24 protein-coding genes and 2 pseudogenes are annotated in these 24,918 nt (G+C 73.4%); 10 read left to right on the forward strand and 16 right to left on the reverse strand.

Annotated features, from left to right (window positions below; translation table 11 throughout):
* Nucleotides 1-71: 71 nt before the first annotated feature.
* Entirely contained in the window at nucleotides 72-1,628 is a 1,557-nt protein-coding gene (locus tag OG867_RS04145; RefSeq protein WP_328903134.1) for a protein phosphatase 2C domain-containing protein, read from the reverse strand.
* A gap of 266 nt (nucleotides 1,629-1,894) precedes the next feature.
* Between OG867_RS04145 and OG867_RS04150 the strand changes: the two genes are divergently transcribed.
* Entirely contained in the window at nucleotides 1,895-2,872 is a 978-nt protein-coding gene (locus OG867_RS04150; RefSeq protein WP_328903133.1) for a helix-turn-helix domain-containing protein, read from the forward strand.
* Between the two features lie 51 nt (nucleotides 2,873-2,923).
* On the forward strand, nucleotides 2,924-3,406 hold the full coding sequence (locus OG867_RS04155; protein ID WP_328903132.1) for a DUF456 domain-containing protein: 483 nt from the start codon (nucleotides 2,924-2,926) through the stop codon (nucleotides 3,404-3,406).
* On the opposite strand, the gene OG867_RS04160 is transcribed toward OG867_RS04155, so the two are convergent.
* Together OG867_RS04160 and rsgA are read right to left on the reverse strand one after the other, a co-directional pair.
* Nucleotides 3,352-4,758 (reverse strand): AlkA N-terminal domain-containing protein, encoded by a 1,407-nt coding sequence (locus tag OG867_RS04160; RefSeq protein WP_328904512.1) that lies wholly within the window; start codon nucleotides 4,756-4,758, stop codon nucleotides 3,352-3,354. The two genes, OG867_RS04155 and OG867_RS04160, sit on opposite strands and share 55 nt — an antisense overlap.
* Before the next feature lie 72 nt (nucleotides 4,759-4,830).
* Nucleotides 4,831-6,000 carry a ribosome small subunit-dependent GTPase A gene (gene rsgA / locus OG867_RS04165; protein WP_328903131.1) on the reverse strand — a complete coding sequence of 390 codons (1,170 nt, stop codon included), beginning with the start codon at nucleotides 5,998-6,000 and terminating at the stop codon, nucleotides 4,831-4,833.
* Between the two features lie 317 nt (nucleotides 6,001-6,317).
* On the opposite strand from rsgA, the gene OG867_RS04170 reads away from it, so the two are divergent.
* Nucleotides 6,318-6,818, forward strand: coding sequence for a DUF5949 family protein (locus tag OG867_RS04170; RefSeq protein ID WP_328903130.1), 501 nt, complete (start codon nucleotides 6,318-6,320; stop codon nucleotides 6,816-6,818).
* 104 nt (nucleotides 6,819-6,922) lie between these two features.
* Here the strand turns inward: OG867_RS04170 and OG867_RS04175 are convergent, their stop codons facing one another.
* The 6 genes from OG867_RS04175 to OG867_RS04200 form a co-directional block, all read right to left on the reverse strand.
* Entirely contained in the window at nucleotides 6,923-7,333 is a 411-nt protein-coding gene (locus OG867_RS04175; RefSeq protein WP_328903129.1) for a rodlin, read from the reverse strand.
* A gap of 118 nt (nucleotides 7,334-7,451) precedes the next feature.
* Complete coding sequence (locus tag OG867_RS04180) at nucleotides 7,452-7,622, reverse strand: hypothetical protein (protein WP_406282870.1); 171 nt, start codon at nucleotides 7,620-7,622, stop codon at nucleotides 7,452-7,454.
* Nucleotides 7,623-7,736: 114 nt separating this feature from the next.
* Entirely contained in the window at nucleotides 7,737-8,147 is a 411-nt protein-coding gene (locus tag OG867_RS04185) for a rodlin (RefSeq protein WP_328903127.1), read from the reverse strand.
* 103 nt (nucleotides 8,148-8,250) lie between these two features.
* Nucleotides 8,251-8,541, reverse strand: coding sequence for a hypothetical protein (locus OG867_RS04190; RefSeq protein ID WP_161206837.1), 291 nt, complete (start codon nucleotides 8,539-8,541; stop codon nucleotides 8,251-8,253).
* A gap of 255 nt (nucleotides 8,542-8,796) precedes the next feature.
* Complete coding sequence (locus tag OG867_RS04195) at nucleotides 8,797-9,030, reverse strand: chaplin (RefSeq protein ID WP_018100607.1); 234 nt, start codon at nucleotides 9,028-9,030, stop codon at nucleotides 8,797-8,799.
* A gap of 270 nt (nucleotides 9,031-9,300) precedes the next feature.
* A complete protein-coding gene (locus tag OG867_RS04200) occupies nucleotides 9,301-9,702 on the reverse strand; it encodes a rodlin (protein WP_018100608.1) in 402 nt (133 codons plus the stop codon).
* 383 nt (nucleotides 9,703-10,085) lie between these two features.
* On the opposite strand from OG867_RS04200, the gene OG867_RS04205 reads away from it, so the two are divergent.
* Complete coding sequence (locus OG867_RS04205; protein WP_406282875.1) at nucleotides 10,086-11,024, forward strand: chaplin; 939 nt, start codon at nucleotides 10,086-10,088, stop codon at nucleotides 11,022-11,024.
* Nucleotides 11,025-11,124: 100 nt separating this feature from the next.
* Here the strand turns inward: OG867_RS04205 and OG867_RS04210 are convergent.
* The 7 genes and pseudogenes from OG867_RS04210 to OG867_RS04240 all read right to left on the reverse strand — a co-directional run.
* Nucleotides 11,125-11,445: pseudogene (locus OG867_RS04210) on the reverse strand (dihydrodipicolinate synthase family protein); the annotation flags it as partial.
* A gap of 55 nt (nucleotides 11,446-11,500) precedes the next feature.
* Nucleotides 11,501-12,727 (reverse strand): acetyl-CoA C-acetyltransferase, encoded by a 1,227-nt coding sequence (locus OG867_RS04215; protein ID WP_406282878.1) that lies wholly within the window; start codon nucleotides 12,725-12,727, stop codon nucleotides 11,501-11,503.
* 130 nt (nucleotides 12,728-12,857) lie between these two features.
* Complete coding sequence (locus OG867_RS04220) at nucleotides 12,858-15,059, reverse strand: B12-binding domain-containing radical SAM protein (RefSeq protein ID WP_406282881.1); 2,202 nt, start codon at nucleotides 15,057-15,059, stop codon at nucleotides 12,858-12,860.
* Nucleotides 15,056-16,396, reverse strand: coding sequence for an MFS transporter (locus tag OG867_RS04225; RefSeq protein ID WP_406282884.1), 1,341 nt, complete (start codon nucleotides 16,394-16,396; stop codon nucleotides 15,056-15,058). The genes OG867_RS04220 and OG867_RS04225 overlap by 4 nt, the downstream gene beginning before the upstream one ends.
* Before the next feature lie 27 nt (nucleotides 16,397-16,423).
* Nucleotides 16,424-17,017 (reverse strand): flavoprotein, encoded by a 594-nt coding sequence (locus OG867_RS04230; RefSeq protein ID WP_018100615.1) that lies wholly within the window; start codon nucleotides 17,015-17,017, stop codon nucleotides 16,424-16,426.
* The gene (locus OG867_RS04235; protein WP_406282888.1) at nucleotides 17,017-18,384 is read right to left on the reverse strand and encodes a radical SAM protein; all 1,368 of its coding nucleotides are present in this window, start codon (nucleotides 18,382-18,384) and stop codon (nucleotides 17,017-17,019) included. Before OG867_RS04235 ends, OG867_RS04230 begins: the two co-directional genes overlap by 1 nt.
* A 94-nt stretch (nucleotides 18,385-18,478) precedes the next feature.
* Nucleotides 18,479-18,676 carry an aroma-sacti cluster domain-containing protein gene (locus tag OG867_RS04240; RefSeq protein WP_018100617.1) on the reverse strand — a complete coding sequence of 66 codons (198 nt, stop codon included), beginning with the start codon at nucleotides 18,674-18,676 and terminating at the stop codon, nucleotides 18,479-18,481.
* A gap of 221 nt (nucleotides 18,677-18,897) precedes the next feature.
* On the opposite strand from OG867_RS04240, the pseudogene OG867_RS04245 reads away from it, so the two are divergent.
* The 6 genes and pseudogenes from OG867_RS04245 to OG867_RS04270 all read left to right on the forward strand — a co-directional run.
* Nucleotides 18,898-19,041: pseudogene (locus tag OG867_RS04245) on the forward strand (response regulator transcription factor); the annotation flags it as partial.
* Between the two features lie 6 nt (nucleotides 19,042-19,047).
* Complete coding sequence (locus OG867_RS04250) at nucleotides 19,048-19,422, forward strand: aroma-sacti cluster domain-containing protein (RefSeq protein ID WP_406290746.1); 375 nt, start codon at nucleotides 19,048-19,050, stop codon at nucleotides 19,420-19,422.
* Complete coding sequence (locus tag OG867_RS04255) at nucleotides 19,419-22,532, forward strand: AAA family ATPase (RefSeq protein ID WP_406282891.1); 3,114 nt, start codon at nucleotides 19,419-19,421, stop codon at nucleotides 22,530-22,532. The genes OG867_RS04250 and OG867_RS04255 overlap by 4 nt, the downstream gene beginning before the upstream one ends.
* Complete coding sequence (locus OG867_RS04260) at nucleotides 22,529-23,404, forward strand: S8 family serine peptidase (protein ID WP_406282894.1); 876 nt, start codon at nucleotides 22,529-22,531, stop codon at nucleotides 23,402-23,404. Before OG867_RS04255 ends, OG867_RS04260 begins: the two co-directional genes overlap by 4 nt.
* Nucleotides 23,405-23,417: 13 nt before the next feature.
* A complete protein-coding gene (locus OG867_RS04265; RefSeq protein ID WP_018100621.1) occupies nucleotides 23,418-23,942 on the forward strand; it encodes a GAF domain-containing protein in 525 nt (174 codons plus the stop codon).
* Nucleotides 23,935-24,918 (forward strand): hypothetical protein, encoded by a 984-nt coding sequence (locus tag OG867_RS04270; RefSeq protein WP_406282897.1) that lies wholly within the window; start codon nucleotides 23,935-23,937, stop codon nucleotides 24,916-24,918. Before OG867_RS04265 ends, OG867_RS04270 begins: the two co-directional genes overlap by 8 nt.

Consider the following 24,918-nt stretch of genomic DNA (forward strand, 5'->3'; position numbering starts at 1 on the left):
GTCCGGGACACGGGGCGTCAAACCCCGGCCCGGACGGGTATCCGGAATCCATCAACCCATGGCGTGCCCGGTTACGCCTCCCAGACGCCGACCGCCGTCCGGTCGTCCGCGTACCCCTTCACCCGGATCTGGGTGTCCGCGAGGAACGCTCCGAGCCCCGGCGCCTCCTCGGGCGACCAGCGCGTGGCGAGCTCGGCGGCCAGCTCCGGTTCGCCGCGCAGCGGTTCGGCGAGGCCCGCCCCGCACAGCAGCAGGGTGTCCCCCGGCCGGGCGACGGAGGCGCGGAAGCGGAACGGTTCCGCAGGGGGCGGCAGCGGGTCCTCGACATACGGGGCGGGGCCGGTGACGATGTCCAGGTCCATGGTCAGCCGGTCGCCGTCGGGCCCGCTCTCGGGCCCGGACGACCCGAAGCCGACCACGGGCTCCCCGGCCGGCGCGGCGGGCGGCGGCAGCGCCGGTTCCAGGTCGTGCCAGCTGCCGTCGCGGAGCCGGAAGAGGCCGCCGGCGCCGATGCCGAAGAAGACGCGGGTGCGGCAGTCGGGGTCGGCGGACAGCAGCAGGCAGCGCAGACTCGCGGTGTACGCGTCCGGCTCGACGCCCAGTTCGGCGGCGCGGGCGCGCAGCTTGCCGAAGGCGCGGTCGGTGAGCCGGTGGAGCCCGGACTTCAGGTCGGCGCGGCGGCCCGCCCTTATGTCGTCGGAGAGCCGGGCGTGGCTGCGCCCGACCGCCTCGCCGATCCAGCGGCAGGCGTCGGCCGCCGCCGTGTGCGCCCCCTCCGCGCCCCGCGACGCACCCGCGACGGCCACCAGCACCAGCGCGCTCTCCCCGTTCCCGAAACGCGCCGTCAGCAGCGCGTCCCGGCGCGGCTCGCCCCGGAACCGGGCCGAGTCACCGCGTACGGACGTGGCGCGCAGCGCGTACGTGCCGTACGTGGCACCGTCCAGCACCGTGTCCGGGACGACACGGTCGAGTGCGTACGGGTCGGTGGCGGGCAGCGCCGTGGGCTCGGCGTCGTAGGTGGGCGGCCGGGCCCCGACGTGGGCGACCCGGGGCGGGGGCGCGGCGGCCGGCTCCGCCGGTGCCTCGTCCGGGGCGGGTTCGTCGGCCTCGGCCCGCTCGGTGACGGGCCGCCTGGGCAGCGGGGGCGCTTCGCGCCCGGCGGAAACCCGGGGATCCTCGAAGGCGGGCGGCTCGGGCTCGGGGGCCGGTGGCGGCGGCTCGGGGGCCGGTGGTCCCGGAAAGGTGCGCGGGAACGCGGGCCCGGTCATCGGCTCCCACGGCGCGCGGGGCGGCGCCTGCACGTCCCACGGCGCGCGGGCGGCCGGCTCCGGCGGCGTCTCCCCCGGCGGCCGCGCGACCACGCCCGACGGGGTGTCCGGCCCCGTGTCCGCCGACCGGGTGACCGCCGCCGGCCCCATCGGCCACGGCTCCTCCCTGGGCCCGGGTATCTCGCCCGGCGTCCCGTGGGCCGCGCTCTTCCCGGACGCCACCGTGTCCGACGCCGAGTCGAATCGGTCGTCAAGACTGTCGGCCGCCCGGCTCGCCCCGACGTCCGGGGCGGATTCGTCGTACAGCCTGCGCCACCAGTCGTCCTCGTGGGCCGCGGGCTTCTCCCCCTGCTGACTCATGTCCTTATTGTCGACCGCGGGGGCCCTGCGAAAACGGGCATCCGGAAAATGGGTCCGCCGGGCGACCCCACCCCCCACGGGAAGGACGCCCGGCAGACCGGTCCGGGGAGCGGATACCGGACAAGGCAGCCGGGCCCGCTGTGCCGCCACATTGGCAGAGTGGCGCACGGTACGGCGATGATGTGCCGTGGCGAAATCACGCCGTGGCGACTTCTCGCCACAGGGGTGCGCCGCACGCGTACGCACTGGTCAGGGGAGGGGTCGGGATGCTGGCAGCCATAGGTCTTGACGAGAGGCAGGAGTCGGCCTACCGCGCACTCGTGGCGCTGGGAGCCGCCGAGGTGTCCGACCTCTCGCACCGGCTGGCGCTCCCCGAGCGGGACACGGAACGCGCACTGCGCAGGCTGGAGCAGCACGGCCTGGCCGCCCAGTCCTCCGCCCGCACGGGCCGCTGGGTCGCGGCTCCGCCCGGGGTCGCCCTGGGGGCCCTGCTCACCCAGCAGCGCCATCAGCTGGAACAGGCCGAGCTGGCGGCGGTCCTGCTCGCCGAGGAGTACCGCGCCGACGCCGCCGAACCGGCCGTCCACGACCTGGTCGAGGTGGTCACCGGGGCGAGCGCGGTGGCCCACCGCTTCCACCAGCTCCAGCTGGGCGCGACGAGCGAGGTGTGCGCGCTGGTCACCGGGAAGCCGATCGCGGTCAGCGGCCTGGACAACGAGTCGGAGGAGGAGGCGGCCGCGCGCGGCGTCTCGTTCCGGGTGGTCGTGGAGCGCGAGGTGCTGGGCCTGGAGTCCGGGATCACGGAGCTGTCGGCGGCGCTCAGCCGAGACGAGCAGTGCCGGGTCGTCCCCCGGGTCCCGACGAAGCTGGTGATCGCCGACCGGGCGCTGGCCATGGTGCCGCTGACCGGGCGCGGCGCGGAGCCCGCCGCGCTGGTGGTGCACGCGTCGGGGCTGCTGGAATCGCTGACCGGGCTCTTCGAGGCGGTGTGGCGGGAGGCCATGCCGCTGCGGCTCGGCGAGAGGGGCGCGGTCCTGGAGGAACCGGGCGGCCCGGACCCGACGGATCTGGAGATCCTGTCGCTGCTCCTGGCCGGCCTGACCGACGCGAGCGTCGCCAAGCAGCTGGACCTGGGCCTGCGGACCGTGCAGCGCCGGGTCAAGGGCCTGATGGAGCTGACCGGCGTCTCCACGCGGCTCCAGCTCGGCTGGCACGCGTACGAACGGGGCTGGGTGGCCCGGTAGGACCGCTGGTCAGAACGGGCGGGACCCGGTGGACTCCGGCACGCTGGTCAGATGAGTGTGTGGCAGCTCGTCGCCGTCGGACTGGTGATGCTGCTCGGTCTGATCGGTGTGCTGGTGCCGGGCGTACCGGGGCCGGCGATCGTCTGGGCCGCCGTCCTGTGGTGGGCGTTCACCGACACGACCCCGACCGCGTGGGCCGTGCTGATCGGCGCCACCGTGCTGCTCCTGCTCAACCAGGCGCTCAAACCGCTGCTGCCGCCGCGCCGGCCCCGTGAGTCGGGGGCCCCGCGCCGGACGCTGCTGCTGGGCGGGCTCGGCGCGATCGTCGGCTTCTTCGTGCTGCCCGTCGTCGGGGCGGCCGTCGGATACGTCGGCGTGATCTTCGGGGCGGAGCGGCTGCGCCTCGGCAGCCGGGGCGCGGGCTGGACGTCTGTCCGCACGGTGATGCGGGCGACCGGCTACTCGGTGCTCGTGGAGCTCTACGCGTGCCTGCTGGTGACGGGCGCCTGGCTGGGCGCGCTGATCTGGGGCTGACCCCAGGACCTGGCCCGCCGTACCCCGTACGAGCGCCAGGGGCGCCAGCCGCTCGCGCCCGGGGTGCCGTACGGGTCCACGTCCGGGTCGCCCAGTCCGCGCATCCGGATCAGCGCGGCGGTGGCGGGGGCGATGCCGGGCAGCCGGAGGAGCGCCTGCTCGGCCTCGTCGCGGTCGGCGCCCGCGTCCAGGCGTACGGTGCCGTCGGCGAGCGCGGTCGCCAGGGCCCGCACGGCCGGGTCACCGGCCGCCTCGGCGAGCACGGCCGGCTCGGGGAAGACGTGGGTCAGCGCACCGCACGGCACGTCCAGCGCCTTGCCGTACTCCTCGACCAGCTTCCCCGCCGCCGCGTCGCCCACCAGGGCCCGCACGGCGAACTCCTCGGCGTCGGCCGCACCCGGCGAGCGCACGCCAGGCCGGGCCGCGACGTCCGGGGCGAGCGCGGGGTCGGCGGACAGCAGCTCGTCCACGGCGTACGGGTCGGCGTCCAGGTCGAGGAGCCGGCGCAGCCGCTGGACGGCCGTGGTCAGGTCGCGCAGGTCGGTGAGGTGGATGCGGGCGTCCAGCCAGTCCCCGGCGGAGCGCTCGTCCACGGAGGTGACGGCGGTGCCGTACGGGAGGCGCAGCGTGCGCCGGTAGGTCCGGCGGCCGGGCTCCCCGGCGATCTCCTCGACGCGGTCGACCGGACCGGCGGCGAGCAGGTCGAAGACGTCACCGGCGGCGTACGGCCCCCGGTGGGCGAGCCGGAGCGGGATGCCGGTGGTGCCGGCCTGGCGGACCGCGATGCCCAGCCCCGTACCGGCTTCCGCGCGCAGGGCGCTCGGGGTGCGGGCGTAGATCTGCCGGACGGTGTCGTTGAACTGGCGCAGGCTGCCGAACCCGGCCGCGAAGGCGATCTCGGTGACGGGCAGGGCCGTGGTCTGGAGCAGGATCCGGGCGGTGTGGGCGCGCTGGGCGCGGGCCAGGGCGACGGGTCCGGCGCCCAGTTCCGCGTTGAGCTGGCGCTGTACCTGGCGGGAGCTGTAGCCGAGCCGGTGGGCGAGCCCGGGGACGCCTTCCCGGTCCACCACACCGTCGCCGATCATCCGCATGGCGCGTCCGACGACATCGGCCCGGACGTTCCAGTCGGCGGAGCCGGGGACGGCGTCCGGGCGGCAGCGGCGGCACGCCCGGAAGCCGTTGGTCTGGGCGGCCGCCGCTGTCGGGTAGAAGCGGACGTTCCTCCGCTTGGGGGTCACGGCGGGGCAGCTCGGCCGGCAGTAGATGCCGGTCGTCTCGACGGCGAAGAAGAACTCGCCGTCGAAACGGGCGTCGCGGCTGCTGACCGCCTCGTACCTGGTCTGTTCGTCCATCACACCGTCCAGTGTGCGCCCCGCCGGGCACCGTCACTCGCGGTTTTCGGACGTCGACCAGGGGTGGTCCGGCTACCGGATCCGGCCGCGCTTGGCGTCCATCGCGGCCCGGCCCTCGGCCCCCTTGCGCTTCCAGTCGCGCCGGATCTCGGCCCGGGCGCGGGCGTCGGTCTTGGCGACGATGCGCTGGTTCTCGCGCTGGAGCTTGCGGTAGCTGTCGAAGCGGCGCTCGGGCAGCGTGCCGTCCTCGATGGCCTCCCGCACGGCGCAGCCGGGCTCCGCCTCGTGGCCGCAGTCGTGGAACCGGCAGCCCTCGGCCAGCTCCTCGATCTCCGAGAAGACCTGGCCGACGCCGACCCCGGCGTCCCAGAGGCCGACCCCGCGCAGTCCGGGGGTGTCGATGAGGACCCCGCCGGTGGGCAGCACGAGCAGGTTGCGGGTGGTGGTGGTGTGCCGGCCCTTGCCGTCCACGTCGCGGGCGGCCTGGACCTCCATCACGTCCTCGCCGAGCAGCGTGTTGGCGAGGGTGGACTTGCCGGCGCCGGAGGCCCCGAGCAGCACACTCGTACCGCCGGAGACGATCGCGGAGAACACGTCGATGCCCTCGCCGGTGGCGGAGCTGACCGGGAGCACCTGCACACCGGGCGCGATGTGCTCGATGTCCTGGACCAGGTGGGAGAGGGTGACCGCGTCCGGGACCAGGTCGGCCTTGGTGAGGACGACGACCGGTTCGGCGGTCCGCTCCCCGGCCCCGGCGGCGTCGCCGAGCAGCGCGTCACCGCCGGAGCTGGACATGGCGAGGGCCAGGAACCGCTCGACGCGGCCCAGGTCCAGCTCCACGGCCAGCGAGACGCAGATGACGATGTGGTCGACGTTGGTGGCGAGCACCTGGCCCTCGGAGCGCTTGGACGAGGTGGAGCGTACGAAGGCGGTGCGCCGCGGCAGCAGCGTACGGACGAACCGCGGGTCGCCGTCGGCGTCGACGGCCGCCCAGTCGCCGGTGCAGATGATCCGCATCGGGTCGCGCGGCACGACGAAGGCGGTGTCCGCCCAGATCGTGCCCTCGGGCGTGACGATGTCGCAGCGCCCGCGGTCCACCCGCACCACGCGTCCGGGCACCAGTCCCTGGGCGGCGTACGGGGCGAACTCGGCGGCCCAGTCGTCGTCCCAGCCGTAGGCGGCAAGCGGGTGCGAAGCGGTGGAGAGGGAGGAGGAGAAGGTGGAGAAGGACGGGAGAGACAAGGGAAACCCTTCACAGGGTGGCCCGGCGGTGCGCGTGAGGGCGCGAAGAGGTCAGCCGGTGGCCACGGAGGTGACACAGAGGAACTTCGACTCGTGGGCAGCGCCCACCGCAACGACCGTCGTCAATGTCCTCACCTCCGCTTTCGTCCAGGTCCGGTACCGGCGGCAGTTCCGCCGTCCGTCTCTTCGCACACCTTAGCCCCCGGCGGTCCGGCGGCTCAAGGGATTATTTCGCGCGGACCCCGTTGTGGCAGTCGTCCCCCGATCGGGTGATACGCATGGAGTTGGACCGGTCGCGGACGGTTAGGGTGCCGCACATGACCTCCCCCCAGACAGCCACCGGCTCGTTCACCCAGGCCCAGTTGGGCACCCTCATCCTGATCGGCTGGAGCGGCGAGTACCGGCAGAGCGGGCGCGACGCCGCCTTCCTGCTCGCCTACTCGCTGGGCGACGGATCGGACGGCCCGGCGGCCGGCGAGCACGCCATGCGGCTCGCGCTGCAACGCTGCGGACTCCCCGTCGGCGGTGCGCCGGTGCGGGCCGACGAGACGCCGGGGCTCCCCGTGAAGCTCCTCGTCCAGGCCGGCCAGGCCGTCCTGACCCTGCCGCACTTCAAGGCGCAGTACCCGGTGCCGCCCGAGTGGCTGGCGGCGGCGAACGAACAGGGCGAGGTGCACGCGATGTTCGCTACCCGCCCCTGGCCGCAGGGCGCGCCCGGGCTCCCCATCGGCGAGGCGGAGTTGCGCGCCTTCGCGGGCGACCCGGACACCATCGCGACCTCGGCGCACTGCGTGCTCCCGGTCCGCAGCCTCGGCTGACCCGGTCCACGGAAGAGGCCCACCACCCGGCGAGGGTGGTGGGCCTCCGTCATGCCGTACGCGCCCGCGCCGCACAGGACGGACGACGCGGGCGCGATGCGCAGTCAGTCGTTGGCGACGCCGTTCCCGGAGAGGACCGGGATGTCGTCCACCAGGTGCGACAGGGGCTCGTCGCCCTTGGCCTGGGTGGAGTTGTCGGCGCACTGCTGGTTCTGCGGGTTGGACAGGACGTTGACGTCCTGGACCGCGACGGGCACCAGCAGACCCACGAGGGAGCCCACGTTGGCCTTGACCGGGGCACCCACGCACAGGTCGTTGAGCGAGCCCTGGATGAGCTGGGCCTGCGGGCTGCCGTCGCCCTGGGTCTCGGCGTTGCCGTAGGAGCTGGCGGCGCCGTTGCCGTTGACCGAGGTGGTGCCTCCGTCATCGCCGATCGCCATGGCCGAGGGGGCCGCGGCGGCCGACAGGCCGACCAGGGACACGGCCACTGCCGCGCCGGCCATCATCTTCTTCATCACGCTTCACCTTTCGGAGCGTTCCGTTTGGAACGTACTGATCAACCCCGGGCGGACGCTTCGGTTCCGCTGATCCACTCAAATGGGTTCGATCCCGCATGAGTTCGACGCCGCCGCGTCAGCCCCGGCCGCCCGCCTCGGCCGAGGTGCGGGCCGGGGGCACGAGTCCGCCGGCGTGGGCAGGACCGGGGTCCGGGGCCGGTTCGGCGTGGGCGGCCCGCCACTCGGCGAGGAGCCGGTCGTAGATCGGGGTTGCGCTGCCGGGCTGCCGGCTGTGGTGCTGGTCCATGCGGAGGCCCTACCCGTTGCGGCGCGGAACGGCCGCCCGCACTACGGCAAGCGGCCCAGCGAGCCGCCCTTTCGGGCGACCGCCGGGCCGCGTGTGGTGCGCCGTCAGTACCGGTCAGTTGTTGCCGGCACCGTTGCCCGAGAGGATCGGGATGTCGTCCAGGATGTGCGACAGGGCCTCGTCGCCCTTGGCCTGGGTGGAGTTCTCGGTGCACTGCTGGTTCTGCGGCGAGGACAGGACGTTGACGTCCTGGACCGAGATCGGCACGACACCGAGCAGCGAGCCCACGTTGGCCTTGGCCGGCAGGGCGATGCAGGGCTTGTTGAGCGAGCCCTGGATGAGCGCGAACTGCGGGCTCCAGTCACCGTGGGTGGCGGAGTTGCCGTACGCCTGCATGGCACCGTTGCCGTTGACGGTGGTGGTGCCCTGGTCGTTGCCGATGGCCATGGCCGACGGGGCGACCGCGGCGGAGACGCCGACGATCGATGCGGCGACGGCCGCGGAGGCCATCATCTTCTTGATCATGAAACTGCCCTTCTGGTTTTCTCTGGTTGCCCGCCGGTGCCGAGCGCACTGATCAACTCGGCGGGGAGGGAATGGTTGTGGCACGTCACCCGAAAGGTGCGGATCAGTTCGTGAGCGGGAGACCGCCGAGCAGCGGGGCCGCGCCCTTCGCCGCGTCGGTGGCCTGGCCGGTGACCTTCGAGACGGTGCCGTCCTCGTGCAGGCGTTCGGCGGCGCCGCTGACGGTGTCGAGCACCGGGTCGACCACCTGCGGGGCCGCCGCCGTCACCTGGTTGACGCCTCCGTCGAGGCTGAAGTTGGGGGCCGTGGTCGTGGTGACGGCGAAGGCGGGAGCAGCCGTGCCGAGTGCGACCACGGAACCGGCGAGGAGCGCGGCGGACTTCGCGTACTTCACTTTCGGGTTCCCTTCTCAGCGGCGGCCGTTCCGGTCGCGTCCCCGCGCCGCACGGGCCTTCTTTGGCCCTGTCCCCGGCCGCCCTTTTCCTGGCTAACGAACCGGATACGGCGGGGAAACTGGACGGCACGGGATTTCTCGGAGTCCGGGCACGGAAAAGTTCCGGACCCGGTTTGGTTCCGGGCACGGGAAAAGCCCCGGACCGCTGAGAGCGCGGGCCGGGGCTTTTCGAGCCGAGAGAATTCGGCGGGTGGATCAGTCGTTGACGCAGGCGTTGCCGAAGGCCGGGTTCAGCAGGCCGATGACGTCGATGGTGTTGCCGCAGACGTTGACCGGGATGTGGACCGGCACCTGGATGGTGTTGCCGGAGATGACACCCGGGGAGCCGACGGCCGCACCCTCGGCGCCCGAGTCGGCGAAGGCCGGGGCGGCGGCACCCATGGCCATGAGCGTACCGGCGGCGACGGCGGCGATCTTGGTGTACTTCACTTGAAACCCTTTCTTGTGCGGAGTCCGGAGCGGCCACGGCTTTCGTGCCGCACGAGCGCGGACCTGATCGCTCGTAACTCCGTCACTTTCATTCGTAACGATTTCGGACGGTATACGACACTGCTCGGCGAGGAGATTGCTCGAATACCGCCCGAATGATGCAGTTTCGGTCAGCCGACCGCGCTCCCGCGCGACACGCGCGGGGGCGACGGGGGGCCCGGGCCGCCCGGAGGAGGAACACCGGCGGCCCGGGCCCGGGAGGGGGCCGGATCAGCTGTTGCCGGCGCCGTTGCCCGAGAGGACCGGGATGCCGTCCAGGATGTGCGACAGCGGCTCGTCGCCCTTGGCCTGGGTGGAGTTCTCGGTGCACTGCTGGTTCTGCGGGTTGGACAGGACGTTGACGTCCTGGACCGCGATCGGGACGAGGCCGATGAGCGAACCGACGTTCGCCTTGAGCGGCAGGCCGACGCAGGGCTTGTTCAGCGAGCCCTGGACCAGGTCGAACTGCGGGCTGCCGTCGCCCTTGGTCACGGCGTTGCCGAAGGACTGCGAGGCACCGTTGCCGTTGACCGAGGTCGTGCCACCGTCGTTGCCGATGGCCATCGCCTGCGCGGCGCCGAGCCCGAGGATGGAGGCGGCGACGGCACCCGTAGCCAGGACCTTCTTGATCACGATGAACCCTTCTCGTACTGGATACCCCGTAGCCGGAGCGCCCTGAACAACTGCCGGGCCGACGTTTGGTTATCGCCATTCACCCGAATGCCTGGAAGACACGGACGTCCGTACGAAAGTGATCGAGTAATACTGTCGGAAATCGAGAGACGAAACGTTCACTCGCAGCCCCGCCGCGTGCGCACAGAAACTTCACGGCATTCACGTTTCCCCTGCACGCGGGCGTCGTTATGGGTGTCGTCAAGCCGCTCCGCCAGGAGGGCCGCCTACTGGATGGGCGGGTCCGACGGCTGCTGCACCGCCTGATGAACGAACTGTGGGCCGTGTGCCCGCGAGAAATGTCCCAAGGAAGGGCACCAATGCGAAAAGCCTTGAGTAAAAGCATGCTCGTCATGGCGGCGGCGTCAGGCATCCTGACCGCCTCCGGCGGCTATGCCTTCGCCGATGCCACGGCCGACGGTGCGGCCGTCGGTTCGCCCGGCGTCGCTTCGGGCAACGTCGTCCAAGCCCCGGTGCACGTGCCCGTCAACGTGTGCGGCAACACGGTCAACGTGATCGGCGCGCTCAACCCCGCCTTCGGCAACGAGTGCGAGAACAAGGGCGGCTCCGGGGACGGCGGCTCGGGCGCGAGCGCCCAGGGCGTGGCCGCCGGCTCCCCCGGCGTGCTCTCGGGCAACGTGGTCCAGGCCCCGGTCGACATCCCGGTCAACGTCTGCGGCAACAGCGTCAACGTGGTCGGCCTGCTGAACCCGGCCGCCGGCAACAAGTGCCAGAACGGCGGTGGCGACGAGGGCAACCCGCCCACCGAGGAGCCGCCGACGGAGCACCCGCCGCACAACCCCCCGCACCACCACAAGCCCCCGCACCACAAGCCGCCGAAGGGTCACCACGACCACGACTGCAACTGCGGCCACGAGCACAAGCCGCCGAAGCCGCACCACCCGCCGAAGCCCCCGAAGCCGCCGGTGCACCACCACGACGGTGACTGCCCGCCGAGCCACCACCACAACCCGCCGAAGCCGCACCACCCGCCGAAGCCCCCGAAGCCGCCGGTGCACCACCACAACGACGACTGCCCGCCCAGCCACCACCACAACCCGCCGACCCCGCCCACGGAGAACCCGCCCACGCACAACCCGCCGACCCACACCGGTTGGCACCACACCCCTCCGAAGCACCACACCCCTCCGAAGCACCACAAGCCGCCGCAGATGGCGCACACCGGTGCCAACGAGAACCTGGGCATCGCCGGTGGCGCCAGCGCCGCGCTGGTGCTCGGTGGCGGCCTGCTGATGCGCCGCGCCCGCGCCGCGAAGAAGTGAGCTGACGCTCCCCCGAGCACGAAGAGGTCCGGCCCGACAGCCCTGAGCTGTCCGGCCGGACCTTTTGTCTTCGGCGCCCCGTGCGGCGTACGGGTCAGACCGCGCCGAGTCCCGCCGCAGTGGCCGACGCCGTGCCCGGGCGGGCGGCGCGCACGATGTCGAACAGCGCGACCAGGCGGTCCTGTTCGGCGCGCGCGGCCGCCCAGTCACCGCGCACCGCGGCCTCGTGCGGGCGTACGTACCCGTGCGGATCGACGTTGCCGATCCCCGGCACCGAGCCGTCGGCGGCCAGCGGCAGCAGCGGTTCCGGGTCGAGCTTGCTGTGCACGCGGACCGGCACGTCGTACGCCAGGACCGGCAGGTCGAGGGCGGCGGCGTCCCGGAAGTGGCGGTCGATCTCCGTGGCGTGGGTGCGGGTGTAGTCGGCATCTCCGGCCTGCTCCCCCGCTACATCGGCGGCCCGGTAGCCCTCGCCGTCAGGGCGCCACGCGCTCGAAGACCGCCGCGAGGCCCTGGCCGCCGCCGATGCACATGGTCTCCAGGCCGTAGCGGGCCTCGCGGCGGTGCAGCTCGCGGGTGAGCGTGGCGAGGATGCGGGCACCGGTCGCGCCGACCGGGTGGCCCAGCGAGACGCCGGAGCCGTTCACGTTGATCCGCTCCTCGTGGTCCTTCTCGCCGAGGCCCATCTCGCGGGTGCAGGCCAGGACCTGGGCGGCGAACGCCTCGTTCAGCTCGATCAGGTCGAGGTCGGCGAGCGTGAGCCCGGCGCGGCCGAGCGCGGCCTCCGTCGCGGGGACGGGGCCGAGGCCCATGGTCGCGGCGGGCACCCCGGCCCGGGCGAAGGAGACCAGCCGGACGAGCGGGGTGAGGCCGAGGCGTCCGGCGGTGGCGGCGCTCGTCACCAGGCAGGCGGCCGCCGCGTCGTTCTGGCCGCTGGCGTTGCCCGCGGTGACGGTGGCCTCCGGGTCGGACTTGAGCATGACCGGGCGGAGCGCGGCGAGTTGTTCGGCGGTGGTGTCGGGGCGGGGGTGCTCGTCGGTGGAGATCACCGTCTCGCCCTTCCTGGTCCGTACGGTGACGGGGACCGTCTCCTTCCCGTACCGGCCCTCGGCGGCGGCCAGACCCGCCCGCCGCTGCGAGCGCAGGGCCAGCGCGTCCTGGTCCTCGCGGCTGATCCCGTACGCCCGGCGCAGGTTCTCGGCGGTCTCGATCATGCCGCCGGGCACCGGGTGGTGGACGCCGCCCGCGGTGACCCGGCCCCGGGCGAGCGCGTCGTGGAGCTGGAGGCCGGGGCCCTTGATGCCCCAGCGCCCGTCGTGCGTGTAGTACGGGGCGCCGCTCATCACGTCGACGCCGCCCGCGATGACGACCTCGCTGAACCCGGCCCGGATCTGCATCGCCGCGTCCAGGACCGCCTGGAGCCCGGAGCCGCAGCGGCGGTCGGTCTGGAGGCCGGTCACCGACTGCGGGAGCCCGGCGTCCAGGGCGGCGACCCGGCCGATCGCGGGGGCCTCCGCCGACGGGTAGGAGTGGCCGAGGATCACCTCATCCACCCGGTCGGGGTCGATGCCGGTCCGGGCGACGACCTCGGCGATGACCCGGGCCGCGAGGGCGGCCGGCTTCTCCCCGGCGAACACCCCGCCGAAGCGGCCGATGGGGGTGCGCAGGGGTTCGCAGATCACGACATCGAGGGCGTCGGGCACGGCGGGGCCTTTCGGGGAGACGGAGTGCGGGGGTCCGGCACGACCCTCGCACCCGGCGGCGTGCCCGGTCCAATACCCGGTTTCCCCGGAACCGAGACGCCCGGCGTCTCAATCGGCCGCCCCGGACGCCTCAGGCGCGGGCCTGCGTCGCGAGCATCAGGCGCAGGGCGCGGGTGACGGCGTTGTCCGCGCCGAAGTCCACCCCGGCGGGCACCTCGACCAGGTCGCCGTGGGCGAGGACGAGGACCCCGCAGGAACCGGGGCGGGCCGTGCCGGTCCCGTCGAGCCATTCCACGTAACCGCCGGACGTGGTGTCCAGGTCCTCCCGGCTGCGGCGGCTGACCTGCGCCATCAGGTCGCCGATGCCGGTCAGCCCCTCGATGGAGGCGAACGGGATCGTCACGACCGGTTCCCCGACCAGGCGGACGCGGGGTTCCTCGTCGCGGCCGGAGCCCTCGGGGGCCTCGGGCAGCAGGTCCCGGCCGAAGCGGGCGAAGTACAGCAGGGTGTGCGCGGAGTCGATGCCGCCGACGAAGGGCCGGTCGAAGCTGGTCCTGCGGTTGCCCGCGAAGTACTCGCGCGGGATGCGGGGATCGTCGGCGACCGGCCAGTGCACCTCGCCGGACTCACGGTCGCGCCAGGGCAGATAGCGCCGGATGTCGTCCGACGCGGAGGTCGGCAGGACGTCGATGCCGAAGCGGTCGGGGTCCTTGGCGACCATGGAGCCGGGGGTCAGCGCGAACACGCCGATGCCGGAGGTCGTCCACAGCTTCTCGTGGTGGTGGAGGAACTCGTACGTCGCCAGCGCCTCCTCGCGGGTCTCGGTGGGGAAGCCGGTGAAGCCCATCATCTGGGCGGCGATGCCGTTGCGCGCCAGCTCCCCGAGGACGTCCGGGACCACATCGATCTTGACGCCCTTGTCGATGAGGTCGAGGACCCGCTGGGTTCCGGACTCGTAACCGAAGGAGACCGCCACACAGCCGGAGGCGGCGAGGACTTCGCCCGCGGAGCGCTTGGGGAAGGTCCGCTCCAGCCGCAGTTCGGCGGACCACCGCAGGTCCAGGGAGGATTCGGCGAGGGCGGCGGCGAGGGTGCGCAGATAGCGCGGGGACATGGCGTCCACCGCGAAGTAGAGGGTCCTGCCGTAGCGGCTCACCTGCCGCAGGTCCTCCAGGACGGCGGCGACGGGGCGTTCGCGCGAGGGCGAGGTCGGCCGGTCGGTGTTGAGGCCGTAGTCGCAGAAGGTGCACTTGTTCCAGTAGCACCCCCGGGTCGGGCTGTAGAGGATCACCGGTTCCGGTGCCCAGTAACGGTCCCAGTCCCACACGTCGTACGCCGGGGAGTCGAGGGTCGCCACGCTGCTGTACGCGATGACGGGGTCCGGCCGGCGTCTGGTCATCACGCCGCCGATGCCCTCGAAGGCGTCACCGCCCCGGACCGCGCCGTTCCCGACGGCGTCGAGGATGCCGATGAGAGCGGTCTCGCCCTCGCCCGGAACGATCAGGTCGGCGTCCTGGAAGACCCGCCAGGCCGACGCCGGGTCGGTGGCGTACTTGACCACGTCGCCGACCTCGGTGCCGCCGAAGACGATCACCGCGTCGGGCAGCACGGTCCGGACCAGGCGGGCCATCCTCAGGGCGACGGGCAGCTGGCTGGTGTAGTTGACCGAGAAGCCGACCACCGCCCAGGGGCGTTCGCGCAGCTTCGGGACGAACTCGTCGGCGAAGTAGCCCTCGAAGGGGCGGGCCACGGCCGCCGGGACCTCCGGGTCGGACAGGTCCGCCGTGCTGCACAGGTTGACCGCGGACTTCACCCGCATCGAGAAGCCGTCCGCCGCGCCGGGCGGCATCTCCAGCGCGATCAGCTCCCACCACCGGCTCGTCACCGCGACCGCCTGGGCGTAGGTCGGGGGGTGGTAGAAGTGCTCGGGGTCCTGGAAGACGCGGATCGCGTCGCGCGCCGAGGTGGCGGTCAGGCCCTCGGCGGCCAGGGCCTGCCGGTAGCGGATCTCGTCGTGGCGGCGGGGGGCGGCGGACCCGGCCTCCAGCTCGGCGCGCAGCGCGCGGGCGGCCGTGAGCGTGGCGCCGAAGCGGGCCGGGTCGGCGAGATAGGTGAAGGCGTCGAGATTGGCGTCCACGCAGGCGTACTCGGTGTGGCCGGCCGCCCTGGCGGCGCCCACCAGGTACGGGATCGAGTGGTACGCGGTCGTCGGGTCGGTCACCGGCGGGTTGATCAGCAGGTACGCGGTGTCGCCGGTGCCGCGGCCCGGCCGCGCGCCGTGGTCCGGTCCGCCCTCGAACCGTGGCATGCCCAACGGGACGAACACGCTCATCGCTGTGACTCCTGACTGTTGTCCTGCCCCGGATGGGGGGAGCGGGCGGCCGGGGTCCCGGCGGGTACGGGGACCGGCGGGGCGTACTCGGTGTCGGCGCGGTGCTCGCGGAACACCCGCTGGGTGAGCGCGCCGAGGACGGTGAGGGCGATGGCCCCGCCCGCCACCGGGAAGAAGGGGGCCGCGCCGAGGTGGCGGACCCCGAAGCCGGCCACCGCGACGGAGACCGGGAAGGTGCCCATGACGGCCAGCATGACCAGGCTCATGACCCGGCCGATGAGCGCGGACGGCGCCCAGACCTGGAGCATCGTCACCACGACGATGTTCTGCCAGCCGCTGGCCAGGGCGTAGACGCAGACGCACACCGCGGCACCGGCCAGCCCCCCGGCGTACGGGACGGCGCCGAGGGCGAGGCCCATGACGACCGCGAGCGCGGCGAACAGATAGGCGGGCGACTCCACCGGCCGGCTGCGGGCGGCGACCAGGGAGCCGGCCAGACCGCCCAGGCTCAGGCAGGTCAGCAGGATTCCGTAGCCGGTGGCGCCCATGCCCTGGTGGGCGAGTTCGGGCAGCGCCACCTCGATCGTGCCGTTGAAGGCCAGGTTGCAGACGAGGGCCACCACGAGGACGACGTGCAGCAGCCTTCCGTGGCGCAGCAGTTCAGGGAAGGACACCTTGCGGGCCGGGGCCTCGTCGGCGGCGGCGGGCCCCTCGTGTTCCGGGGCGTCCGCACCGCTGCGGATCCGGGCGAGGACCAGCGCCGACACCAGGAAGGACGCGGCGTCGACTATGAGCGCCGGGCCCGCGTCGAAGGCGGCCACCAGGGCGCCGCCCGCGGTGGGCCCGAGGAGTCCGCCGACCTGGTTGACCATGGTCGACAGGGCGTTGCCCCGGCCCAGGTCCTCCTTGCGCAGCAGGGCAGGCAGGAGGGTGTACGAGGCGGGGATGAACATGCCGGAGCAGGCGCCCAGGACGACGGCGATGGGGGCGAGCTGGCCCAGTGTCGGTGTCCCGGCCGAGGCGAGCACCGCGAGGAGGCCGACGGCCGCGGCGCGCACCAAGTCGGTCATGAGCATGACCCGCCGGCCGCCGATCCGGTCGGCCACCACCCCGCCCAGCGGAATGGTGACGACGCGGGGGATCCCGTAGCAGGCCAGGACCGTGCCGAGCATGACCGGGCCGCCGTCGCCGGAGAGGATCAGCCAGGGCAGCGCGACGGCGTAGCAATAGTCGCCGACCGTGGAGGAGAGCTGTCCGGCGAGCAGCAGCCGGAAGCCGTGCACGGACATCGGTCCGCCCGTCAGTGCCGTCCGGAACCTCTGTCCGGCTGCTGCCACGTCTCCTCCATCTGCTGGGTGGGGTGGTCAGCCGCCGAGCGGGCCGACCGGCATGTCCAGGAACTCGCCGATCACCGCCGTCACGGTGGCGGGCGGCGGCAGCCCGAGGTTCTTGCGTACGTCGCCCGCGGCGATCTGCCAGCCGGCGGCGGGCACCGGGTCCACGACGGCGTGGCCGTCGGCGCGCAGCCGGTCCACGTTGCGGCGGACGGCGGGGCGCTCCCACATCAGGCTGTTCATGCTCGGGAAGAAGACTACGGGGCGTTCATGGGCGAGCAGTGCGGAACTGAGGAGTCCGGAGGCGAGGCCGTGGGCGGCCTGGCCGAGCATGTTGGCGGTGGCGGGCAGGACGACGAACCGGTCCGCCCAGACGGCGGGAGCGACATGACCGGTCGTCAGTTCGTCCTCGCCGTCGCAGTACACGTCCCGGCAGAGCAGCCGCATGGTCGCGGCCGGGATGAGCGCGGCGGCGGAGCGGGTCATGGCCATCCGGATCTCGACGCCGGGTCCGAGCCCGGTGCGCAGGGCCATGAGGTACTGCGGAACGGCGAGTACGTTGCCGGAGCCGCAGACCCCGATGAGCAGCCGGCGCGGGGTGTCCGGGCCGGTCTCCGCCGTCATCACCGGGCTCCGGCGGGCTCACCGGCCACCTCGTGCAGGCCGCACTGGGCGGCGATGAGATCCAGCCGGTCCTGGACGTTGTACTTGTAGCCGGGGCAGGGCGGATGGCCCTCCTGCCACGCCTTGGGACAGGAGCCTCCGCACGTGGGCATGAAGACACAGCTCTTGCACCAGGTGCTGCCCGCGGCGATCTCGTCGTTCCAGCCGTCGAAGGGACCCAGCGGCCGGAGTGGTTCGGTGCCCGCCCGGTCGATGTGTACGAGCGGGAGGAGGCGCTCGGCCTCGGGGACGAGGGGGTACTCGCTGCACGAGAAGATGTTGCCGGTGCTGCTGATGATCTCGGACGAGCGGGTCGTGGCCGGGCAGAGGACCTTCCGCGCGGTGGTCGGCAGCAGCTGCGTGTGCAGCCCGTGGCCAGTGAGCAGCCTGAGCCACCCCGTCTCGCGTTCGGCGAACTCGTACTTGGAGACCTCGATCTCCGATACGTCGTTTCCCCACGAGTGGACGGGAGCGATCGAGAAGGAAACGCGGGGGTGGCCGAAACCAAGCTCCGCCATCAGCTCGACATAGCGGGGAACGGAGTCCTGGTTGTGCACATCGACATTCGTCCGGAACGAGAAATGGGTGGGCCCCAGATCCGGTTCGTCAAGTACGGAACGCACGGCGCGCACGATGTTCCAGAAAGATCCGCGTCCGCTTTTCAGCGGCCGGTGTTCATTGTGGATATCCGGCGGCCCGTCGATCGTGATCTCGAAATGGGTGACCCCGCAGGAACGGATGAGGGTGTTGATTTTTGCGGGATTCAGGAGGGATCCGTTGGTGACGATCACCGAGGAGTAGGCGACCCCGCGCTCGGCGGCGGCGGCCACGAACCGGGGGGCGAGGTCGCGGATGACCGCGTACCCCATCATCGGCTCTGCCCCGAACCAGTCGATGCGGGCGCTGCGGGTCTCCGGGGCGGTCACGGCGCGCAGCACGCGGTCGTGGACCCGGCTGCGGTGGTTGCGGGACAGGCCGCCCTTGGTGTGCTCCTGGCCGCAGTAGGCGCAGCCCATGTTGCAGTAGGAGGTCGGCAGCAGGGCGATGTGCACGGCCGAACGGTCCGCCGAGGCGCGCCGGTTGCGGTCGAGCACGACGGCCAGCTCGTCCTCGCCGGCCGGTACGAGCAGCCTGGCCTCGCGCAGGGCGCCGGTCCGGGCCGGGCTGATCGCGGCGGCGTCGCCGGCCTCCAGGGCCCGTGCGGTGGGGAGGTCGACCGCCACGGTGCTCGCGGTGCGGGTGCCGTAGGCGAGCCGTACCGGGACGCCGCTGGTGTCGGCGTACGCGCGGTCGCTCAGCACCAGGTATCTGCTGACTTGGTCCATCATCACGCTCCCACTGGGTGTCCGGACGCACGGCGGTCGGGCGCGTCGTCTCCGGCGGGTCCGGCGGCCGGTGCCGCCGGACCCGCCCAAGCTGGGATCAGCAGAGAACGTTGACCTGGTTGTCGTTGACCTGGCCCTCGACCGCGGCCGACACGGCGTTCAGCCGGGCCTGGATCGAGCCGAGGACCGCGACCTCGTCCGGGCTGAGGCCGTTGAAGATCTCGCGCTCGGAGTCCGACAGCAGGTCGACCGGGGTGCCGGCGCTGCGCAGTGCGTCGAGGGGTGCTTGCGACATGGGTCACTCCTTCAGGAAGACGGTCACGGGCTGGTGCAACGGCAAGGCTGCTCCGGCGTCCCCCGGCTTCACATCCCTCGATCGACTATGAATCGGTGGGCGGGTGATCCCACTCAAGGCGTTCTTGTCCGGAACATGACCCGCAGCTACTCTGACCCCCGGGAGTGAGGAAATCCCCCCGCCGGCCCATGCTTCACTCACCGAAATGAGGGGTAAAGGGTTTGACCAGGCGTGAAATTCTGATCGCTGCGCTCGTGGCCGCCGGCTCCTCGAACCGGGATATCGCCGAAGCTCTCTGCATCAGCCCGCACACGGTGGCGGCCCACTTATGCAACATGCTTCGAAGAACGGGCGCGTCGAACCGCACGGAAATGATTGCGCGGCTGTACGCCCAGGGCGTTCTGGTCCAGGGGATCTGGCCGCCGCTGCCCGCCGACGAGCGGAAGCGGCAGGAGGCCCCCGAGGCCGTCGGCGCCCTCGCGGCGGCGGTCGCGGAGTGCTCGATCGGACCGGCCGGCGTGACGCTCGACTGGCCGCACTACGAGAACGAGGTACCGGTAGCCATGACCTTCGACGCCCTGCACGCACTGCGTGAGGCCGGACACCCGGTGGACCTGCTGGCGGTCGAGCAGCGCTCGGTCCTCTCGGCACTCAGCGAGCAGGAGGTCCAGGTCCTCAACTCCGTCAAGGAGCGGCTGGAAGCGGTCTCCGGTGAGGTGGAGGGACAGGACATCAAGCTCCTGTGAACGCCGCCGCGCGCTGCGGCGGCTGCCGGGGCGCGGTGCCGGACGGGGCCAGGTTCTGCCCCGAGTGCGGCACCCCGGTGGTCGCGGGGGCGCCGTCGTCGGACAGCCGCAGAATCGTCACGGCGGTCTTCATCGACCTCGTCGGCTCGACCGTGCTGGCCGAGACCCTGGACCCGGAGGCGCTGCGGCGCACGATGGACCGGTACTACCGCGCCTGCACCACGGCGGTCACCGAACACGGCGGTGTGGTCGAGAAGTTCATCGGCGACGCCGTGATGGCCGTCTTCGGCGCCTTCGTCACCCATGAGGACGACGCGCTGCACGCGGTCCGGGCGGCCTGCGCCGTACGCGAGTCCGTGGCGGCCATCGCGACCGGGCCCGGGGTGCGGCTGGACGTCCACTGCGGGATCGCCTCGGGAGAGGCCGTCGTGGCGGGGGTGCTCGGCGGCGCGGCCAGGGTCGTCGGGGACGTCGTGCACACCGCCGCCCGCCTCCAGTCGCACGCCGGGCCGCACGAGATCCTGATCGGCGCGGAGACCGCCGGCCTGGTCGGCGGCCGGGTCCGCATGGAGGCCGTCACCCCGCTGCGGGTGAAGGGCAAGCGCGAACCGGTCGCCGCCTGGCGGGCCCTCTCGGTCGCCGAGTCCACGGGCCAGGGGGATCTGGTGCCCCTCGTCGGCCGGGACGCCGATCTGGCCGCGCTGCTGCGGGAGTTCCAGGCGGTCCGCCGCGAGCGCCGCAGCCGTCCCGTGACGGTGACCGGTCCGCCGGGCATCGGGAAGTCCCGCCTGGTACGGGAGTTCCTGGCGAGACACGAGGCGGAGGGGGCCGTCGTCCTGCGGGCCGGCTGTCAGGCGTACGGGGCCGGGCTCGCCCACCGCCCGCTGGCCGACGCGGTCTGGTCGCTGCCCGGCGGCTGGGAGCAGGCCCGCAGCGCCCTGGAGACGCTGCGCCCGAGCGCGGACCGCGCGGTCACCGCCCTCGCCGTCGCCCTGGGCATCCGCACCGGCAACGGGCTCCCGGTGAGCGTCGAGGAGATCGGCTGGGCGTTCCGGCGGCTGCTGGAGGCCCTGGGCCGGGGCACCGCCGTGGTCCTGGTCCTGGAGGACTTCCAGTGGGCGCAGCCGACGCTGGCCGGGATGGTCGCCGAGCTGTCCGAGGGGATACGGGACGCGGAGGTGCTGGTCGTCCGGGTGGCCCGGAGCGAGGCCGCGGCTCCGTCCGGCGGAGACCTGGTGCTGCACCTCGACCCGCTGCCCCGCGCCCACACCGAGCGGCTGGTGGGGCTGCTCGCGGACCGGGCGGAGGTCGCGGCGCAGGAGGCGGTCGCCACCGAGGACGAGCTGTCCCGGGTCGTCCGGGAGTGCGACGGCAATCCGCTCTTCGCCGAACTGCTGCTGGAGAACCTGTCCGGTCCCCGCTCGGTGGACCAGGGCGTCCCCACCTCGGTCCGGGTCCTGCTGACCGCCTGGCTGGACCGGCTGCCGGCCACCGACCGGGCCGTGCTGGAACGCGCGGCCGGGGTGGGCGGGTCGTTCACCGCCGGGGACGTGCGCGCGCTCGCCGAGGGCGAACCGGCCCTGGCCGGAGGGGCGCTGGACGAGGCGCTGAACAGGCTTCTGCGCTCCCGGGTGCTGCATCTGTACGGGCCGCCCGGCGCCTATCGGTTCACCCGCGTGCTGGCCCGGGACACCCTGTACGAGATGACCTCGAAGGCCCGGCGCGCGGCCTGGCACACCGTGCTCGCCGACCGGCTCGACGGCCGGGCGCCGGGCCCGGCCGCGGACGGCGACCTCGCGCACCACCTGGAGTCCGCGTGCCGGCTGCTGTCCGAGGCGGACCCGGGGGCTCCCGGGCTGCCCGCGCTGACCGGCCGCGCGGCCCGCGTCCTGGTGGCCACCGGGTACCGGGCGCTGCACCGGCGCGACCTGCCCGCCGCCGTCTCGCTGATGGAGCGCGGCCGCGGCCTCACCCCGGACGGCGATCCGCAGCACCGGGTGCTGGCCGCCCGCATCACCGACACCTATGCCGCGCTGGGCCGTTGGGACAGCGCCCGGCGGGCCGTGGCCGAGGCGGAGCGCGGGAACGCGGACGACGTGCCGACCCGGGACACCTGCGCGATCCTGCGGCAGCTGATCGCCCTGCGCTCGGGCGGACCGGCGCCGGCCGGGGTTCCGTACGGACCGGGTGCGGGGCAGACCGCGCCGGGCGCGGCGGACAGCCTGAGCTGGTGCAGGCTGCATCAGCTGTCCTCGCTGCGGAGCTTCGCCGAGGGCCGGATCGGCGCGGCGGAGGCCGCCATGCGGGACGCGCTCGCCCGGGCGCACGGGCTCGGCGACACCTATGAGGGGAACCGCATCCTGGCGTCGATCTGCGAGCTGACGCAGTGGTCGCCGACCCCGCTCTCCCAGGCCATCGCGCTGTGCGAGGACCTGGTCGGGCGGTTCGACGGCGACCGGAGTCTGCTGGTCCCGGTCCTGCTGACCCGGGCGCGGCATCTCGCCCTGTCGGACCGGGTGGACGCGGCCCGTGCGGACCTCGCGCTGGTCCGCGTCCACTGCGACGACCTCGGTCTGGCCCTCGGCACCCTGGCGGCCGACCAGACGGCGGGGCTCGTGGAGTCGCTGGCCGGTGCGCACCCGGCGGCGGCCGGCCACTACGCGGCGGCGGCGGACGGGCTCGCCGCGCTGGGGCAGGACCGGACCGCGGCCACCTTGCGGCTGTACGCGGCGCGCGAGCGGTTCCGCGCCGGGACGGACGCCCTCCTGGACGCGCCCGAACTCGCCGAGCCGGCCACGGACCCGCCGGCGGAGGCGCGTACCCGGGCCGTCCAACTGGCGCTGCGGGCGCGGGTACGGGCGCGGGCCGGGGCGTACGGGGAGGCGGCCGGGGACGCCGGGCGCGCCGTCGCCGCCCTGGACGGCACCGACGACCCGTGCCTCATCGGTGACGTCTGGTCCGAGGCGGCCAGGGTGCTGGACGCCGTGGGCGAACCGGTGCGGGCCCGGCACGCGGCCGAGCGCGCGCTGGCCGCGCTGACCGCGAAGGAGGCCGTACTCCCCGCCCGTACCCTGCGGGCGTGGCTGGCCGGGCTGGAGGAGAGGCGATGAGCGATCCGCCCTGGAGACGGCCCGCGAGGGCCTACACACCGGGCGTCCCGGCCTGGGGCGCGACCCGGGAGCAGGCGGCGGAGGGATTCGGGTCCGTGCCCATGGACTCGGTCTCGCCCGAGTGGGCCTGGGGCGGCGCCGACGGTTCCGGGGTCCGGGTGTGCGTCGTGGACAGCGGGGTCGAGGGCGGCCATCCGATGGTCGGCCCGGTCGACCTCGCCATGACGGCCGTCCAGGACGAGGCCGGCGAGGTGACGATGGTGCCGTGCGAGCCCACCGACCGCGCCGGACACGGCACCGCCTGCGCCGGGGTGATCCGGTCCGTCGCGCCGGGGGTCTCGGTCTCGTCCGTCCAGGTGCTGACCGACGGCAAGACGGGCAGCGGTCAGGCCCTGATCGCCGGGCTCTCCTGGGCGATCGAGCAGAACTTCGACGTCATCAACCTGAGTCTGGCGACGACCCGGCCGGCCCTGACCGCGCAACTCCACGAGCTCGCCGACCGGGCCTACTTCCGCCGGTGCGCGCTCGTCGTCTCCGCGCACAACCGGCCGGTGCCCAGCTACCCCTGGTCGTTCTCCTCGGTGATCTCCGTCGCCAGCCACGACGAGGACGACCCGATGACGTACTACTACAACCCCGCGCCGCCCGTGGAGTTCCACGCGCGCGGGGTACGCGTGCCCGTGGCGTGGCCCGGTGGCGGCACCATCCGCTCGACCGGCAACAGCTTCGCCGCGCCGCACATCTCGGGCCTGTGCGCGCTGATCCTCGGCAAGCACCCCTGGCTCACGCCGTTCCAGCTGAAGACGGTGCTGTTCCTCTGCGCCGGGAACACCACCGGTCGACTTGGAGGTGCGCATGACGAAACCCGTTGACGCCGCGACGCCCGTGGAGCGCCGCCTGTTGCAGTCCATCGTGGAGGTCGCGCGCCATGCGTTCGGCGCGGCGGCCTCCTCGATCTTCCTCATCGATCCGGAGACCGGCGACCTGGTCTTCGAGGCCGTGGCCGGGGAGGGCGACGGCCAGTTGGTCGGCACCCGCTTCCCGGCGGGGACCGGCATCGCGGGCTGGGTCGCCGCCTCCGGTCAGTCGATGCTCGTGGACGACCTGCGCGAGTCGCGGCACTTCTCGGGCGAGGCCGCCGCCTCCACCGGGTACGTGCCCGACAGCATCATGGCCGCCCCGCTGTTCGGCGACGACGAGTGCGTCGGCGTCCTGGAGGTGCTGGACCGGGGGGCGGGCGGCGTACGGGAGATGGCCGACGTCGAACTGCTGGGCCTGCTGGCCGATCAGGCGGCGATCGGCCTGGAACTGCTCACCCGGCTGCGCGCCGCCGAACCCAGCAATCGTTCCGACAAGGCGCTGCGGCTCCTGGAGATGGCGGAATCGCTGCTGGCCCCGACCCATGGCTGAGCGGTGCGTCCTGCTGCTCACCCGGCGGGGCGACCGGGAGGCCACCGAGGTGTCCGGCCTGCTGCGGCAGATCGGTGTGCCGGTGCACCGGCTCGACGCGGACGGCCTGGCGGACGTCCGGGCCGTCCAGGGAATGGACGGCGAACTGACCCTGGACGGGCACCGGTTCGCCCCGACGGTGACCTGGCTGCGGCACTTCTCGCCGCGGGCCGCGCCGCTGTCCGGGGCGGCCGGCGGGCGGATGGTGTACCGGGACGCGTGGGCCGCGCTGGCCCGGCAGCTGGCCCTCGCCTCCCCGGCCGCCATCGGCGCGGCCGACCCGGGGCAACTGGTGCAGCGGGACCGGGCGCGAGCGCTCGGCGTGCGCACCCCGCGTGGACTGGTCACCACGGACCCGGCGGACGCGGCCGGGCTGCTCCCCGCCGAGCGGTACGTGCTCAAGGTCCTCGACCGGCACTACGTGGAGCCGGAGCCCGGGCGGCTCGACTGGTACCTGCCCCGGGTGCTGGACCGCGACCGGCTCGCGGGTGCGCCGGGGCTCCCCCGGGGCACACCGATGGTGCTCCAGGAGTACGTCGAGCACGACGCCGAGTACCGGGTCTACCTCGCCGGGGACGCGCTGCACGCCTTCGAGGTGGTCAAGGAGCGTCCCGAGGACGTCTGGACCCGCCCCGACGAGGTGCGCGTACGGCAGGTCCGGCCGCCGGACGCCGTGGCGTCGGCGGCACGCGCGCTGGCCGGGGACACCGGCGCGGTCTACGGGGCGTTCGACTTCCTGTGGGCCCGGGACGAGCCGGTGTTCCTGGAGATGAACGCCCACGGCGACTGGCACTGGTTCGAGCGCAAGGCCGGTGTGGACGTGGTGACCCGGGCCGTCGTACGGACCGTGCGGGACCTGCACCGGGCCGCCGTCGGCGACGCCCGCCCGGCGGCCGTCAGCCTGCTCGCCTTCCTGGGGGCGGGCCGGGGGCGGTGA

Origin of the sequence: Streptomyces sp. NBC_00209 (assembly GCF_045206345.1) — a bacterium.
In the GTDB taxonomy this organism is placed as follows: domain Bacteria; phylum Actinomycetota; class Actinomycetes; order Streptomycetales; family Streptomycetaceae; genus Streptomyces.